Origin of the sequence: Streptomyces sp. NPDC049541, from assembly GCF_044465725.1 — a bacterium.
GTDB lineage: Bacteria > Actinomycetota > Actinomycetes > Streptomycetales > Streptomycetaceae > Streptomyces.
Map to the genome: position 1 here is coordinate 446,421 of NZ_JBITLY010000006.1, position 14,586 is coordinate 461,006.

General features: G+C 71.5%; 16 protein-coding genes. 8 read left to right on the forward strand and 8 right to left on the reverse strand.

Annotation, left to right across the window (positions count from 1 at the left end; all coding sequences use genetic code 11):
- Positions 1 to 33: 33 nt before the first annotated feature.
- The 3 genes from ACIBW9_RS24545 to ACIBW9_RS24555 are packed head-to-tail and all read right to left on the reverse strand — an operon-like array spanning position 34 to position 4,391.
- Complete coding sequence (locus ACIBW9_RS24545; RefSeq protein WP_398958376.1) at positions 34 to 3,177, reverse strand: sacsin N-terminal ATP-binding-like domain-containing protein; 3,144 nt, start codon at positions 3,175 to 3,177, stop codon at positions 34 to 36.
- Positions 3,178 to 3,234: 57 nt separating this feature from the next.
- Positions 3,235 to 3,516: a DUF397 domain-containing protein gene (locus ACIBW9_RS24550; RefSeq protein ID WP_398958378.1), complete on the reverse strand. Its 282-nt coding sequence runs from the start codon at positions 3,514 to 3,516 to the stop codon at positions 3,235 to 3,237.
- Positions 3,513 to 4,391, reverse strand: coding sequence for a helix-turn-helix domain-containing protein (locus ACIBW9_RS24555; protein WP_398958379.1), 879 nt, complete (start codon positions 4,389 to 4,391; stop codon positions 3,513 to 3,515). Before ACIBW9_RS24555 ends, ACIBW9_RS24550 begins: the two co-directional genes overlap by 4 nt.
- Before the next feature lie 151 nt (positions 4,392 to 4,542).
- Between ACIBW9_RS24555 and ACIBW9_RS24560 the strand changes: the two genes are divergently transcribed.
- From ACIBW9_RS24560 to ACIBW9_RS24570, 3 genes are all read left to right on the forward strand, one after another.
- On the forward strand, positions 4,543 to 5,091 hold the full coding sequence (locus tag ACIBW9_RS24560; RefSeq protein WP_398958381.1) for an ATP-binding protein: 549 nt from the start codon (positions 4,543 to 4,545) through the stop codon (positions 5,089 to 5,091).
- Between the two features lie 166 nt (positions 5,092 to 5,257).
- Entirely contained in the window at positions 5,258 to 6,121 is an 864-nt protein-coding gene (locus ACIBW9_RS24565) for a helix-turn-helix domain-containing protein (protein WP_398958383.1), read from the forward strand.
- 52 nt (positions 6,122 to 6,173) lie between these two features.
- The gene (locus ACIBW9_RS24570; RefSeq protein ID WP_398958385.1) at positions 6,174 to 6,791 is read left to right on the forward strand and encodes a Uma2 family endonuclease; all 618 of its coding nucleotides are present in this window, start codon (positions 6,174 to 6,176) and stop codon (positions 6,789 to 6,791) included.
- Between the two features lie 13 nt (positions 6,792 to 6,804).
- Here ACIBW9_RS24570 and ACIBW9_RS24575 read toward each other — a convergent pair whose 3' ends face one another.
- On the reverse strand, positions 6,805 to 7,731 hold the full coding sequence (locus ACIBW9_RS24575) for a DUF3027 domain-containing protein (RefSeq protein WP_398958387.1): 927 nt from the start codon (positions 7,729 to 7,731) through the stop codon (positions 6,805 to 6,807).
- A 344-nt stretch (positions 7,732 to 8,075) separates the two neighbouring features.
- On the opposite strand from ACIBW9_RS24575, the gene ACIBW9_RS24580 reads away from it, so the two are divergent.
- The 4 genes from ACIBW9_RS24580 to ACIBW9_RS24595 all read left to right on the forward strand — a co-directional run bounded on the left by ACIBW9_RS24580 (position 8,076) and on the right by ACIBW9_RS24595 (position 11,607).
- A complete protein-coding gene (locus ACIBW9_RS24580; RefSeq protein WP_398958389.1) occupies positions 8,076 to 9,500 on the forward strand; it encodes an MFS transporter in 1,425 nt (474 codons plus the stop codon).
- A gap of 61 nt (positions 9,501 to 9,561) precedes the next feature.
- Positions 9,562 to 10,053, forward strand: coding sequence for a DUF2771 domain-containing protein (locus tag ACIBW9_RS24585; protein ID WP_398958391.1), 492 nt, complete (start codon positions 9,562 to 9,564; stop codon positions 10,051 to 10,053).
- 29 nt (positions 10,054 to 10,082) lie between these two features.
- Positions 10,083 to 10,751: a futalosine hydrolase gene (locus ACIBW9_RS24590; protein ID WP_398958393.1), complete on the forward strand. Its 669-nt coding sequence runs from the start codon at positions 10,083 to 10,085 to the stop codon at positions 10,749 to 10,751.
- Positions 10,741 to 11,607, forward strand: a complete 867-nt coding sequence (locus ACIBW9_RS24595; protein ID WP_398958395.1) for a 1,4-dihydroxy-6-naphthoate synthase — start codon at positions 10,741 to 10,743, stop codon at positions 11,605 to 11,607. Before ACIBW9_RS24590 ends, ACIBW9_RS24595 begins: the two co-directional genes overlap by 11 nt.
- Before the next feature lie 22 nt (positions 11,608 to 11,629).
- Here the strand turns inward: ACIBW9_RS24595 and ACIBW9_RS24600 are convergent, their stop codons facing one another.
- On the reverse strand, positions 11,630 to 12,013 hold the full coding sequence (locus tag ACIBW9_RS24600; RefSeq protein ID WP_351478168.1) for a cold-shock protein: 384 nt from the start codon (positions 12,011 to 12,013) through the stop codon (positions 11,630 to 11,632).
- Positions 12,014 to 12,177: 164 nt separating this feature from the next.
- On the opposite strand from ACIBW9_RS24600, the gene ACIBW9_RS24605 reads away from it, so the two are divergent.
- On the forward strand, positions 12,178 to 12,426 hold the full coding sequence (locus tag ACIBW9_RS24605) for a hypothetical protein (protein WP_030941140.1): 249 nt from the start codon (positions 12,178 to 12,180) through the stop codon (positions 12,424 to 12,426).
- On the opposite strand, the gene ACIBW9_RS24610 is transcribed toward ACIBW9_RS24605, so the two are convergent.
- The 3 genes from ACIBW9_RS24610 to ACIBW9_RS24620 all read right to left on the reverse strand — a co-directional run bounded on the left by ACIBW9_RS24610 (position 12,405) and on the right by ACIBW9_RS24620 (position 14,431).
- The gene (locus tag ACIBW9_RS24610; RefSeq protein WP_398958397.1) at positions 12,405 to 13,037 is read right to left on the reverse strand and encodes an HAD family hydrolase; all 633 of its coding nucleotides are present in this window, start codon (positions 13,035 to 13,037) and stop codon (positions 12,405 to 12,407) included. The two genes, ACIBW9_RS24605 and ACIBW9_RS24610, sit on opposite strands and share 22 nt — an antisense overlap.
- A gap of 143 nt (positions 13,038 to 13,180) precedes the next feature.
- Positions 13,181 to 14,152 carry a hypothetical protein gene (locus ACIBW9_RS24615; protein ID WP_398958399.1) on the reverse strand — a complete coding sequence of 324 codons (972 nt, stop codon included), beginning with the start codon at positions 14,150 to 14,152 and terminating at the stop codon, positions 13,181 to 13,183.
- Between the two features lie 72 nt (positions 14,153 to 14,224).
- Positions 14,225 to 14,431, reverse strand: a complete 207-nt coding sequence (locus ACIBW9_RS24620; RefSeq protein WP_398958401.1) for a hypothetical protein — start codon at positions 14,429 to 14,431, stop codon at positions 14,225 to 14,227.
- Positions 14,432 to 14,586: the final 155 nt, after the last annotated feature.

Here is a 14,586-nt window from a genome sequence, read left to right on the forward strand (position 1 = left end):
CTCCGTCGGGGCGACCCTGTCGTTCTGCCAACCTCAGTCGAACCACCGGTCCCGCGCCAGTTCCTCCGTCCGGGACGGGTCCTCCAGCAGGGCCGCCACCTCGAAGCGCCGCGGCCACTGGCCGGAGGCCCAGGCCAGGCCTGCTGCGACGCCCTCCAGGGTGGCCGCGTGCAGTACCCCGTCTGTGGTCAGGCGCCAGTCCAGCTCCACGCCGTCGACGACGAGTTCCTCGTGTTCGACGTAGGTGGCGGGGGTGGCGGCGCCCAGCAGGACCCGTACCGAGTCCGGTACGTCGTGTTCCGTGCCCTCGGAGTCCACCGAACCCGTGACGGACTCGCTCAGGCGCCGGACCTGGAAGAGTTCCGCCAGCTCGGCCGCCCGGGCGGGGCGGACCGGAAGCAGGGGGACGCCCTCGGTGAAGGGCAGCAGGTCCGGGGAGTCGACGACCACCGCGTCCGCGGCGTCCACCACCTCGACCCGGCCGTCGACGACGGCTCGGAGGTCGTCGGGGAGGGTCACCTGCTCGGGGTCGAGGTCGGCCAACGCACCGTAGAGGGCGTGGAGTTGGGCGCTCGTGACGGGACGGTCCGGGTCGGCCAGGCGGTCCAGCAGTTCCGCCGCGCCGCCCGGTTCGTCGAGGAGGGCGGCGACGGAAGTGCGTACGCCCAGCGCCCGCAGCACCTGCTCGTCCTCGAAGCCCGTCGCGTCGGCCTCGTCGTACAGGCCCCGGAGGAGGGAGTCGCCGCCGGAGGCCAGCAGGCCTGCCGGGCGGCGGCCGTCGAGTACCGGGTGGCCGCGCAGCCACCAGGCCGTGTAGGGGCGTACGACCTCGTGCGTGCCGTCGGGGAGGAGGATGCGGACCGGTTGGGTCAACGCGTCACGCAGGGGCGGCTGGGCGAGGAGGGCCAGGGCCTCGGGCCACTTGTCGTCGTCGACCAGGTCCAGGTCCCGTACGGCGACCAGCTCCGTGGCGACCGGCGGTACGGGTGTGTCGGGGAAGCGGTCGAGGACGTCCTCGCTCCACACGTCCACGGCGTCCAGCAGGCCCGCGTCGTCGGGTTCGGCGAAGTCGCCTTCGCGCGGCTCCAGTTCGTCGGGGTCCAGCACCACGTCCGTGGCCCGTACGAGGGCGAAGTTGGCGAGCACGCCGCAGGCGGCCAGCGGTTGTTCGCCCCACTTGTCGGCCAGCTCGGCGTCTACAGCTGCGAGTTCGTCCTCGCGGATGACCTGAGCGAAGGGGCTGCCGGGAAGGACGAGTTCGCCGGCGGGGGCGAGTTCGCCGTCCTCGTCGGGGAGGGCGAGGGCGCCGAGCCACGGTTCGTCGCCCGGTTCCAGACCGGCGTCCCGTACGAGCGCGAGCACCGTGTCGGCCAGTTCCTCGGCGTCGGGCGCGTTCTGCTCCCAGTCGAGTCCGCCCTCGTCGTCCAGGGAAGCGGCTACGGCGGCCCGTACCTGGGGGGTGGTGAGGACGGCGCGGGGGGTCGCGGGCAGGGCGCCGAGCTTCTCCAGGAGGGGGTGGGCCGCGTCCGGGTGGGCGACCTTCAGGCCGAGGCGGGCGAGCACCTCGGGGTCGATGCGTACGGCGTCGGTGATGGGCAGGAGCACCTGCCGGGGGCCGATGGTGGTACGGCCGTCTGCGAGCGGCACGGGCAGCCCGGAGAGGCGGTCCGGGTCGACGCCGGCGAGGCTGTCGTAGAGCCGCCGCCACCAGCCCGGCTCCTTCTCGAGACCGGCGAGGCGGTCGATCGCGTCGGTGAGCGGGACCCGGGCGACGCCCAGGGTCCGCAGTTCCACGCGTCGTTCGAGCCCGGCGGGCAGGAGGGTCGGGAGCACCTCGGCGAGGACCTGCACCGTGTCGTGGCCCGCGCCCTCGACGATCTCGGCGTCGCGGGGGCGCAGGGACTCCGGGAGATCGGAGTCGTGGTCGTGGTCGTGGTCCTTGCCGGGTTCGGCGGCGGGCGGCAGGAAGGAGGTCCGCGGGAGGCGTTCGAGGATCGCCTGGCGCAGTGCGCCGTCCAGCTCGCCCTTGCCCAGCGGGCCGGGTACGAGGTCGATGATGCCCCCGGTCACCGGGCGCCAGTCGGCGAGGAGTTCGGCGTACGCGTCCGCCGCGCGCTGTACGAGGAAGTCGGTGAGGGGGCCGGGGGCCGCGTGCCGGCGGGTCGTGTCGAGCGGCAAAGAGGCGATGAGGAGAGCGGGGACGCCCAGGGGCTCGTCACTCGGCGTCGGGGCGTGGACGACGGCGCTGGTGCGGGGGCGGGCGGGGGTGCTGTCGGTGGCGTTGACGGGCACGGCCCAGGTGAGGGACCAGTGCGGGCGGAGGCGTTCCTCCACGGGGCGGTCGGCGAGGAGGTCGGGGGTGAGGGGGCCGTGGGCGGCGGACGTACGCCAGTGGGTGGTGCCGCTGCGGGAGTCGTCCACGACGGTGAAGGAGCCGTTGGTGCGGCGGCTGAGCGTGCGGGCGGGTTCGCCGTTGATCTCGACGACGACCTCTTCGAGGCCCGGGAGGGCGAGGAGCAGGGCGTCGTCGACCGCGCCCAGGAGGCGTTCGGCGAGGTCGGTGGCGGCCGCGTCGCGCAGCGGGAGGATGACGGCGGTGTCGTACGGGTCCGGGGCTGTCCCCTCAGCGGCGAAGGGGAGGCGGAGGAGCGGGACGTGTCCGTCGCGCCGCCGGATTTCATCGCCCAGTCCCGGGCTGTGCCGTGCCGTGTCGGCGGCCAGTTCCCGGGCCTCGGCGAGGGACCAGCGGACGCCGCCGTGGCGGCCGACCAGGGCGGGTTCGTCGGTGACGGCGAGTACGGCGGCGAAGCCGACGCCGAAGCGGCCGACCGCCGTGTCGTGGGCGTCGCGCTTGGCGGAGGCGCGGAGGGTGGACAGCGACTCGACGCCGGTCGCGTCGAGCGGGGCGCCGGTGTTGGCGGCGACGAGGACGCCGTCGCGGAGGGTGAGGCGGAGGCGGCCGGGGACGGCTGCGCGGGCCGCGGCGTCGGCGGCGTTCTGGGCGAGTTCCACGACGAGGCGGTCGCGGTAGCCGCCGAGGACGAGGTCCTCCTCGGCGTTGGCGTCCTCGCGGAAGCGGGCGGGGCTGGTGGCCCAGGCGTCGAGTACACCGCGGCGCAGACGGGCGGTACCGAAGGGGTCAGCTCCCTCGGGGGCCGGCCGCACGAACTTGCTCACGTTCACTCTCCTCGTCGACGTCGGGACGAAGGTACCGCGAGGAGAGGGGACCGTAGCTCAGTGGCTCCGGGACGCGTACGGCACGAAGTGGGCCCAGGCCTGGGGGGTGAGCGCGAGGCGGGGGCCCTCGCCCTGGGTGTGCTTGGAGTCGCGGACGTGGATGGTGCGGGGCGCTACGGCGATCTCGATGCAGGAGTTGCCATCGGTGCCGCTGCTGTAGCTGCTCTTGAACCAGTCCAGCGCGACTTCGACGCAGGAGTCGCCCTCGCTGCTGCTGCTGTAGCTGCTCTTGAACCACGCCAGCTCGGAGGTGTTCCCAGCCGAGGTGTTGCGGATCATGTTTCCCCCAGCAGTTGCTCGATGAAGGCCGTCGACTCACGCGGTGTGAGCGCCTGAGCCCGGATGATGCCATACCGCAGTTCAAGGATACGGAGCTGCTTGGGTTCGGAGACCGGGCGGCCGTTGGCAACAGCAGCCGAACGCCCCACGGCCGAGCCGTCCTCGAACTTCAGCACCTCGATACCACCTGCCAGTCCCGCGTGCTCTTCGCGATCCAACGGCATCACTTGAAGCTCGACGTTCCGCAACTGCCCGGTCTCCAACAGGTGTTCCAGCTGGCGGCGCAGTGCCGACTTCCCCCCGAGGGGACGTCGTAGCGTCCACTCCTCCAGGACGAAGCTGACCTCGGGCGCCGGGTCCCGCTCGAAGAGCGCCTTGCGCGCCACGCGCGCGGCGATGAACCGCTCCACCTCGTCCACGGTGTATGCGGGGCGCCGCATCAGGAGCAGCGCCCGTGCGTACTCCGGTGTCTGCAACAGCCCGTGGATGTTCAGCGGGTCGTACAGCTGTAGCTCGACCGCCTTGGCCTCCATCGCGGCCAAGTCCCGCACCTTCTTCGGATACCGGACCCTCTTCACGTCCTCCCACGTAGCGGCGATGAGCCCACCCGCCCGCAGCACCTCGTCGGCCGTGTCCAGATACTGCTGCTTGGGGATCCGCTTCCCCGCCTCGATCTTGTAGACCATGTCCTCGCCGTACCCGACCGCCTTGCCGAACTCGGGCACACGCATCCCCACCGCCTCGCGCCGCAACCTCAACTGCCGTCCCACGGTGGCGATGACGGCCACGCCCCACTCGTCGTCCGGGTCCACCTCCCAGCCCGGCTCGTCCGCCTCGGTCCTGAGCCGCCCCGCGTCCACCTCGTCCACCGACATCCGCACCCTCCGTCGTACGACCGTGCCGCGACGCCCTTCCCCGTACGCACCGTCCCGACAGCCTGGACACCCTGGACAAGCCCTGGAAAGTCGCTCTACGCAACCGCGTCGTCACTGTTCACAGTAGGCAGGCACCGCCACGCTGAGTGATGTGAATCAAGAAACCGCCGCCCCCACGGCCCAACCCGCGACCCCCATCCGCAACTTCAGCGTCCTGTTGTCCCCGACGCCCCGCGGAGCACGCCTCGCCCGTCTGCTCGCCACCGAGCAACTCCGCTCCTGGGGGCTCCTGTTGGACCCGGCGGTGCACATCGTGGCCGAGCTGGCGGCGAACGCGGCCACGCACGGCCGCGTGCCCGGGCGGGACTTCCGGCTCGTGTTGTACGTCGTCGCCGACACCCTCCGTATCGAGGTGACCGACACCCGGGGTGACCGTTTCCCGCAGGCCCAACGCGCCTGTAACGACGCCGAGTCCGGCCGGGGGCTGATCCTCGTCGACGCTCTCGCCGACCGCTGGGGCACGGCCCTGGGGCCGCGTCCGCGCAAGACCGTGTGGGCGGAACTGAACCTCCACCGGACGTCAGAAACCCGTACTCCGGTGACACGGGCCCTCTCCCCCAAGAACCACGATGGTGAAAAGACCCATACCAAGCCCCACCCCTCCTCCCGCCGCGGACGCGCCCCTCACCCGCCCGGGTGAACATCACCAACTCGGCTGGATTTCGGGCCGGTTGCTTGCCCTACGCTCAGCGCGACACATCGCAACACAACGCAACCGCAGACATGCCCCAGACATGCAACGGCCCTCGCCGGGACTGGCATCCCAATGCGAGGGCCTGACCACCAAGGAAGTCAGACCCTTCCCGATGGACACCCAAAACCCTAGCGCGCCCGCACCCGCCCAGTCCCGTAACGCGGGCAAAAACCACCCCCACGCGGGCGGCGGCGGACTGATCCACGACAACACCCGCCACACCACCCGCTTCACGGTCATCGGCAACCACCTCGCCCAGCACCCCTCCCTGTCTGGCCTCGCCATCGGACTGGCCGTGTACATCCAGTCCCTCCCGGCCCAGTCCTGCGTCGACATCAAGACCCTCGCCGCCCGCTTCCCCGAGGGCAGGACCCGTATCGCCTCCGCCCTGAACGAACTGGAAACCCACGGCTACCTGCGCCGCGAACGCGAACGCCTCCCCAGCGGCCGCATCATCACCCGCACGACCTCCTGCAACCAGCCGGGCCATCACCGCCGGGCCGACCACAGCCCCGCACAGCGGCCGCCGAACCCCACGCCGACAAAGAAACCGGCACCCCGCAAGAAAGCCCTCCCCGCCGTCCCGCAACCGGGCTACCCGGCCCCCGCCCTCCTCCAGCAAGCCGCCGCCCTCCTCGCCGGCCTCCACCGCCACGACCCCCGCCTGCTCCTCTCCACCTGCGACACCGCCCACCTCGCCCCCGGCGTCGCGGCCTGGCTGGAACGGGACGTGACACCCACAGCCGTACGCGAAGCCCTGATCAAAGACCTGCCGTCGGAGCCCCTGTGCCGCCCGGCCGCCCTCCTGGCCCACCGCCTCGCGGCCCAGCTGCCGCCGCCACCCTTCCGGGCGCCTGCTTCGCCGCCCGCCGAGCGCCACCCACTGCAGAACTGCGACGGTTGCGACCGCGCCTTCCGCGCACCTCGCCCCGGCCGCTGCCGCCGTTGCCGACCCGATCTCCCGGAGGCCGCCTAGCATGAGAGCGACGATCCTTGCCCCTGGGCACAGACGACGAGGAGCGAGCGCCATGACCATCGCCCCGGACGACGCGCGACAGGGCGCCTCCCACCGGTACCGGGCCATTCGAGCTTTCGTTCAGTCCACGGACGACACCCTGCCCGGCAAGCTCGAAATCACCAAGGAAGGGATCGTTCACGACATGATGGCGCCCGTCGGCCCACATGAGCTGACCACTGTGCACCTCCGGCGGCGCCTTGAGAAGGTGATGCCCGAAGAGAACGTGGCCCACACGGGCGAACCTGATGTCGAGGACGAGTCCGAAGGCATCATGCGCCGCCCTGACGTGATGGTGATCGCCATGGTGGACATGGACGTCCCGGGTTCCTTCGACCCCCGCACTCTCATCGCCGCGATCGAGGTCGTCTCCCGCTCCAACCCCGACAACGACTGGGTGACCAAGATGCGGGACTACCCGCTGATCGGCATCCCGGTCTACGCGATCTTCGACCCTCGTACAGGCGAGGGCGCCGTCCTCACCGACATCCACTCCACCCCCGACGGCCCGCGCTACGCGACCCGCAAGGACTTCGTCTACGGCGAGGACGTCACCATCGGCGACTGGACGATCCCGACGGACGGCCTGCCGCTCTACAAGGACAGGACCGGCACGGAATCCGAGGGCTGAACAGCCCGGCCGACTACGAGTGGCCCAACTCCGCCGCATCCTCGTCCGCGAGCACCGGTACGGAGCCCGAGTCCGGGGCCGGCCGCAGGGGGAACGGATCCACCCTCGTCTCGTCGATCACCGGAGGTGCCGGCTGCGGGGGCTTCGGCATGACCGCCGCCTCGGAATGGCCTCCGCAGCCGTAGGCCAGGGACACCACCCGGCCGTCCGCCGGGGAGAACTCGTTGGCGCAGACGCCGAAGGCCTGCCCCAGTGAACCGCCGATCGGCTGCAGGAAGCCACAGCTCACGCAGGACGCCGGTGCCGCCTGCGCCATCGGCGTCTTGGCGCCGTACGACTCCTCCCAGCGGTCCGCGGCGACATGCAGGCCGTAGCGGGACAGGACCCGGGCACGGCGCATGCCGAGTTCCTCGGCGACCGAGGCGATGGAGCCGCGGGAGGGGACGGCGGGCAGGGTCGCGGGGGCGCCCGCGGTGACCTCCGCGTCCTCCGCCTCCACCAGTTCGGCCATCTCCTCGGAGACGGCCGAGTTCGGCACGGGCTCCTCCTCGCCGGTGTAGCCGGGCTCCAGGCGCAGGTCCTCGGCGTCGGTCGGGAGCAGATCGCCGGGGCCCAGGTCGCCGGGCCGCAGGCGTTCGCTCCACGGCACCCACTCGGGGGCGAGCAGCGCGTCCGGGCCGGGGAGGAGGACCACCTCGTCCAGCGTGACGAACTTGGCTCGGGAGGCGCGGGCGACCGTCACGGCCCAGCGCCAGCCGCGGTACCCGAGTTCCTTGCACTCGAAGAAGTGCGTGACAACGCGGTCGCCCTCGGACTCCAGCCCGACATGCTCGCCGACCACGCCTGGCGCGGCGGCCTCCTCGGCGGCGGCGCGGGCGAGGTCGACGGCCTCGGCGCACAGGCGGTCAGGGGTGCGGCTTCGCGTTGTCGCTGCGCTCACAGGTATCGCTTCTCTCCTACGCCGTCACTCGGGTGCGCCGGCCTGAAGGCGGTGGGTGCGGACGGAGCGGACCGGAGGGCCGCGTCGACGTCCGCGCCCGATCGCACTCGGGCGCACCTCATGCATCCATTCTGCGGGATGTCCGAGAGGCGCGCGGCCGAGAACGTTCGCCACGACGCGCTACGCACGCTACCTTCTCCCGACCGCTCGGCCTACACCGACGGGAGGTTTCCCCCCGCGGGCTGGGCAACTATCTGGCATGCACCTGGGAAAAGCAGAGGAACTACGCGCCCATACGCGCGGTAACCGCACTACACACAGGTTTCTCGGGGCACTATGACGGAGTGGCAGCCGCAAGGACGCCCCCAGGGGCCACCAGGGCCGGTGGGATAAGGGGCAGCAGTCGTGGTGGCGGTTCGGGCCGGTTCGTCGGGTCCGTCCGCGCGGTCGGCCGTGCGCTGCACTTCCCGGTGACCGGAACGGCCCGCGGGATCAGGAAGGCCACGCATGCGCACGGCGCCGGTGAGTCGGGCCTCGGCAAGCTGATCGAACTGCACGCGGTGAACGGTGCCGGTGACGTCATGGTCACCGTCGCCCTCGCCTCCACCGTCTTCTTCTCCGTGCCGACCGACGAGGCGCGGGGGCGTGTCGCGCTCTACCTCGCCATCACCATGGCGCCCTTCACCGTCCTCGCCCCCGTCGTCGGCCCGCTCCTGGACCGGCTGCCGCACGGCCGCCGCGCCGCGATGGCGGGCTCGATGCTGGCCCGGGCGCTGCTGGCGCTGATCATCGCCGGGGCCGTCGCAGGCGGCAGCCTGGAGCTGTATCCGGCCGCGCTGGGCGTGCTGGTCGCGTCGAAGGCGTACGGGGTGGTCAGAAGCGCGGTGGTGCCCCGGCTGCTGCCGCCCAAGTTCTCCCTGGTGAAGGCGAACTCCCGGGTGACGCTCGGCGGTCTGCTCGCCACCGGTGTCGCGGCGCCGATCGGGGCGGGGCTGCATGCCATCGGTCCGCGCTGGCCGCTGTACGGCGCCTTCGTGATCTACATCTGGGGCATGTTCCTGTCCTTCTCGCTGGCGCCGAAGGTGGACTCGGCCAAGGGCGAGGACACGGCGCTGCTCGCGGCGGACGAGCAGCATCTGCACGGGCCGCACATCAAACCGGTGAAGAAGCCGGGCCTGAGGACCGTCGGTATCGCGGTCACCCACGCCCTCGGCGCCAACGCGGCCCTGCGCTGGCTGTCCGGGTTCCTGACCTTCTTCCTCGCCTTCCTGCTGCGCGAGCATCCGCTGACCGGCGAGAGCGCGGCGGTGTCACTGGGCCTGGTGGCCGTCTCGGCGGGCGCGGGCAACGCGCTCGGTACGGCGGTCGGGGCGTGGCTGCGGCAGCGGGCGCCGGAGGTCATCGTCGTCTCGGTGCTGCCGATCGTGCTCGGCGTGGCGATCACGGCGGCGATCTTCTTCGGCGCGTTCCTGGTGGCGTGTCTCGCCGCGTTCGCCGGGTTCTCGCAGGCCCTGGCCAAGCTGGCGCTGGACGCGCTGATCCAGCGGGACGTGCCGGAGACGGTGCGCCCGTCGGCGTTCGCCCGCTCCGAGACCATGCTGCAGATGGCCTGGGTGCTGGGCGGCGCGATCGGTATCGTGATGCCGCTCAACGGCGCGGCGGGGTTGTCCCTGGCCGCCGCGGTGATCGCCTTCGGCTGGGCCACCACGGTCCGCGGGCTGCTCGGCTCGGCCCGGCACGGGGGCGCGTCGAAGCCTCGCGTGGCGTAACACACAGGCACGCCGCCCCCCAGGTAAAGGGAGCGTCGGACACGCCCTATAGCCTTCGCCCATGACCTCGATGCAATCCGATGCTGTGCGACGCCGCCGCGCCGTCGCCGCCGCCGGCGCCGTTTCCGCCGGACTGCTCGTCCTGTCGGCGTGCGACAAGCCGACGCCGCTGTCCACCATCACGGTCGGCCGCTCCTCCGTCAGCGCGGAGGCCACCTGCGGCGGCGAGGGCAAGTCCCTGCAGACCGCGGACCTGGCGAAGTGCCTGAAGGACAAGGACATCAAGTCCATCAAGGTCGACCCCGACGACACCGTCCGCTTCGGCGTCGACCCCAAGATCGCCGACAAGCGGTGGACGATCCTGCTGAACGGTCAGCCCCTGACCGAGGACAGCGACAAGACCTACCGCACCATCCCCGGCAGCGTCTTCTTCAACGCCCAGTACGGCGCCCAGGGCAACTCCACCCTGGTCTCCATCAAGGCCGGCGACGGCAAGAAGAGCGGCAACGCGGTCACCGGCCTGTGGTCCTTCAAGCTCAAGAAGAACGACTGACCCCGCCTGCCGAGCCCGCCGGATCCTTCGTGTCTTCCGTACGCGTCCTCGTGGCCACCGCGGTTCCCGTCGAACGGGACGCGGTGGCCCGGGCGTTCACGGGCGAGGGCCACCTGGTGATCGCCGCCGGTGTGGGCCCGGCGCTCGCCGCCGCCTCCACCGCGACCGCCCTCACCACCGCCGCCCTCAGCGGCACCCCCTACCACCTCGTCGTCTCCGCCGGAATCGCCGGCGGTTTCCAGCCCGAGGCCCCCGTCGGCTCCCTGGTGATCGCCGACGAGATCACCGCGGCCGACCTGGGCGCCGAGACGCCCGAGGGCTTCGTCCCGGTGACGGAGCTCGGCTTCGGGACCGTCACCCATCGTCCGCCGAAAGCACTCGTAAGAGACCTCGCGGCCGCGACCGGGGCGCCCACCGGCACCGTACTCACCGTCTCCACCGTGACCGGCACCGCCGAGCGCGCCGCCGCCCTGCGCGCCCGCCACCCCCGCGCCCTCGCCGAGGCCATGGAGGGCTTCGGGGTGGCCGAGGCGGCCGCCGCGCACGGGGTGCCGGTGCTGGAGATACGCGCGGTCTCCAACCCGGTCGGCCCGCGCGACCGCGCCGCCTGGCGCATCGGCGACGCCCTGACGGCCCTGACGGAGGCCTTCGGGAAGCTTGCGCCCGTACTGGAGAGTTGGAACCAGCATGACCAGTGAGCCCGTACACCCCGCACAGCCCCTGCAGATCGCGTACTCCCCCTGCCCGAACGACACCTTCGTCTTCGACGCCCTCGCCCACGGCCGCATCCCGGGCGCGCCCGCGTTGGATGTGACCTTCGCGGACATCGACATCACCAACGGCATGGCCGAGCGCGGCGAGTTCGACGTCCTGAAGGTGTCGTACGCGGTGCTGCCGTACGTCCTCGACGAGTACGCGCTGCTGCCGTGCGGGGGTGCGCTGGGCCGGGGCTGCGGGCCGCTGGTGCTCACGCGCGAGGCCGAGGTGGATCTGACGGGCCGTACCGTCGCCGTCCCGAGCGAGAAGTCGACGGCGTATCTGCTGTTCCGGCTCTGGGCCGCCGACACGGTGCCCGGCGGCGTCGGCGAGATCGTGGTCATGCCGTTCCACGAGATCATGCCCGCCGTGCGGGACGGGAAGGTCGACGCGGGGCTCGTCATCCACGAGGCGCGCTTCACGTACCAGAACTACGGCCTGCACAAGCTCGCCGACATGGGCGAGCACTGGGAGGACACCACCGGGCTGCCGATCCCGCTGGGCGCGATCATCGCGAAGCGGTCGCTGGGGGCGGAGGCACTGACGGGCCTCGCCGAGTCGATCCGCTCGTCGGTACGGGCCGCCTGGGACGAGCCGGAGGTCTCCCGCCCGTACGTCATGGAGCACGCCCAGGAGATGGACCCGGCCGTCGCCGACCAGCACATCGGCCTGTACGTCAACGAGTTCACCCACGACCTGGGCGTGGACGGCTATGCGGCCGTACGGGGACTGCTCACTCGTGCGGCGGCCGAGGGGCTGGTGCCGCCCCTCGGCCCGGATGCGCTCGAATTCCCGTAGCGGAAACAGGAATTGTTGAGGGTTATACGTCCAGTTGGTCGGCGACCGCGCGCAGCAGGCCCGCGATCTTCTTGCCGGAAGCCCGGTCGGGGTAGCGGCCCTTCTCGAGCATCGGGGTGATGTTCTCGAGGAGGGTCGTCAGGTCCTGGACGATGGAGGCCAGTTCGTCCGGCTTCTTGCGGGTGGCGGCCGCCACCGAGGGGGTCGGGTCCAGGACGGTGACCGAAAGTGCCTGGTCGCCGCGCTGGCCGGCGACCACACCGAACTCCACTCGCTGGCCCGGCTTGAGGCTCTCGACTCCGGCGGGGAGGACCGAGGAATGGACGAAGACGTCGCCGCCGTCGTCGCGGGAGAGAAAGCCGAAGCCCTTCTCGCTGTTGAACCACTTGACCTTGCCGGTAGGCACGTCTGTCCTCGTCCTCGTACTCGTCGGAAAACTGCTTCGGAAACGGCTCTTGATAGCACTCGGGCGGGTCGCCGCGGACCCGCCGGTACCAAGGCTAATGGTCTTCAGGCCGGTGACAAGACGTCGCCGGGTTGTTCCTTCGCGCAGGGAACTACCCTGGTCCGGTGCGTGACAAAACCCAAACGAATTCCGCCGAGCCCGGTGACCGACTGATCCGTGCCGGTGCCATCGTGTTCTTCCTCGGTGCCCTGGCCACACTCGTCACAGTGGCTCCGCTGTTCCTGCACGCGAAGCCATTTCCGACGTACATGTTCGGACTGAGCATGCTCATGGGGGTCGGCTTCCTGATCGCCGGCGCCGGAGTGCTGCGGTCGATCGCGGCGGGCCGCCGTCAGGCCCGCGCCGGGCGGTAGTCCGCGAGCCAGCCGGGGAACTCCGTGAGGTCCCCGAGGACGACGTCCGCCCCGGCCGCGCTCAGCTCCTCCGCGCTGCACGGTCCGGTCGCAACGGCCACCGACAGCGCGTCGGCCTTGCGTGCGCCGCGTACGTCGCCGATGTGGTCGCCGACGTAGATCCCGGCGCCGTGCTCGCGCAGCGCCTCCGCCTTCTGCTCGGCCCACAGGTCGCCGACGACCTCGTCGGGGTGGATGCCGAGGTGTTCCAGGTGCAGCTTGGCGTTCGGCTCGTACTTGGCCGTCACCACGACGGCGCGTCCGCCGGCCGCCTGTACGGCGGCGATGGCCTCGCGGGCGCCGGGCAGCGCGGGCGTGGCGGCGATGGCGATCGTGGGGTACATCGACCTGTACAGGTCGGCCATCTCCGTCAGTTGTTCCTGCGGGAACCAGTTGATGAGCTCGTCCGCGAGGGGTGGGCCCAGGCGGGTGACGGCCAGGTCGGCGTCGATGTACGTTCCCGTTCGCTCGGAGAGGGCGAGGTAGCAGGCGTGGATGCCGGGGCGGGAGTCGATGAGGGTCATGTCCAGGTCGAAGCCGACGGTGGGCGGGAGCGGGGTTGTGTAGGCCATATGGGCCATTGTGCCTAGTAGCTCGGTCCTGCTGGTTGCCTGGCGGCTACGGGTGTGTGGGGGCTTGTCGCGCAGTTCCCCGCGCCCCTTGAAGCCGCTGCTGTGGGCGCCAAGCGGTGAACAGCGGCGATGCCGGCGCCCCCTTAAGGGCGCTTCTGTGAGCGCCAGGTGATGAAGAGTGCCGACAGGATGGCCGCGCCCCTCACCACCCAGGGCCATGTCTCCGCGAGCGCCTCGTTCATGTGGCCCTGGGGTATGGGGGTGCCCCAGCGGCCGGTGTTTCTGCCCCAGAGCCAGATGAGCCCGGAGGTGACGGCGAGGGCGGGCATGCCGATGACCGCCCACTTGGACTCGGTGCGGGTGAGACGGCGGGAGGCGTAGGCGATGAGCCAGCCGAGGAGCAGGGCGAACCAGTTGCCGAGGATCGCGCCGACGACGAGCAGGCCGGCGGCGATCAGGAGGAGCGGGTTGCTCCAGCCGCCGACGGGGAGCGCGAGGCGGCGACGCGGGGCGGCGGCCTCGGGTGCCGTCTCCTCCTCGGCTTCCGGGACCTGTTCGACGGCCGCCGGCGGCTCCTTCTCCAGTTCCTTCGGGCGCGGTGGCCTGAGCAGGTCCGGGATCTCCACGCCGCCGGTGAAGCCGGGGACGCTTTCGCCGAAGGGGGTGCTGTCGACCCGCCACCAGTCGGGCTGGGTGGCGCTGTTGCCGAGTTCCTCGGCGCTCGCCAGGTGCGGCGGGGAGGGGGCGATCGTCTCGGGCCGGGCGGGCTCCGCGGGGCGCGGGCGCGGTACGGCCCGGCGCAGGCTCTTCGGCAGGCGCCTGCTGTCGTCCGGTTCGTCCTCGCGCTGTACCGGCACGTGGGTGGGGGTCGACTCGGATGCCGAGGCGGTGCCTCCGGCCGCGGCGACGACCTCGTCGGGGGTGCCGAGCCGGGAGAGGATGCGGCGGACCGCGGCGGGGCTGTCGACGGTGGCCTTCGCCCGGCGCCGGTCGATCTCGCCCCGCAGCTCCGAGACCAGGCGCATGCGTGCGGCGGACGGCAGTTGCCGCTGCTGCGCCACGTCGCCGACACGGCTCAGATACTCGTAGACGACCTTGTCGCTCTCGATACCCACGAAGTCCCCTTTGGGGTGGGTGCGTTGTTTTCCCGTGGTACTTCCCGTGACGACGGTAGCGCAGGCCGCGGGTCACGTCGGCCGGCACACCAGCGGGTATCGGGTCCCCGAGCAGGGGCGGTTGCCGTACTGGCGCAGCACGTCCTTGCCGCCCTGATCGGTGAGGTAGCGCAGGAAGGCGGCGGCGGAGTCGGCGGGCGGTTCGCCGTAGGTGTAGGCGTACTCGGTCTGCCAGTACGGGTAGCTGCCGTTCTCGACGCCGTCGAGGGTGGGCGGCATGTCGTCGATACGGTTTCAGCCACATCCAGCCCGTCCGGCGTGCAGGGGCGAGACCGGTTCAGCCACATCCAGCCCGTCCGGCGTTTGAGGACGAGGCCGTTCAGGCCGACGGGGGTCTGGGGGCGGAGCCACCAGGGACGCGAGCCCCTACTCAC

Excerpts from the sequence above, each read along its gene's own strand:
- ACIBW9_RS24585 (WP_398958391.1), top strand. The coding sequence starts at position 9,562 with ATGACCTCGATGCAATCCGATGCTGTGCGACGCCGCCGCGCCGTCGCC.
- ACIBW9_RS24565 (WP_398958383.1), top strand. The coding sequence starts at position 5,258 with ATGGACACCCAAAACCCTAGCGCGCCCGCACCCGCCCAGTCCCGTAAC.
- ACIBW9_RS24550 (WP_398958378.1), bottom strand. The coding sequence starts at position 3,516 with ATGATCCGCAACACCTCGGCTGGGAACACCTCCGAGCTGGCGTGGTTC.
- ACIBW9_RS24620 (WP_398958401.1), bottom strand. The coding sequence starts at position 14,431 with ATGCCGCCCACCCTCGACGGCGTCGAGAACGGCAGCTACCCGTACTGG.
- ACIBW9_RS24570 (WP_398958385.1), top strand. The coding sequence starts at position 6,174 with ATGACCATCGCCCCGGACGACGCGCGACAGGGCGCCTCCCACCGGTAC.
- ACIBW9_RS24610 (WP_398958397.1), bottom strand. The coding sequence starts at position 13,037 with ATGGCCTACACAACCCCGCTCCCGCCCACCGTCGGCTTCGACCTGGAC.
- ACIBW9_RS24595 (WP_398958395.1), top strand. The coding sequence starts at position 10,741 with ATGACCAGTGAGCCCGTACACCCCGCACAGCCCCTGCAGATCGCGTAC.
- ACIBW9_RS24555 (WP_398958379.1), bottom strand. The coding sequence starts at position 4,391 with ATGTCGGTGGACGAGGTGGACGCGGGGCGGCTCAGGACCGAGGCGGAC.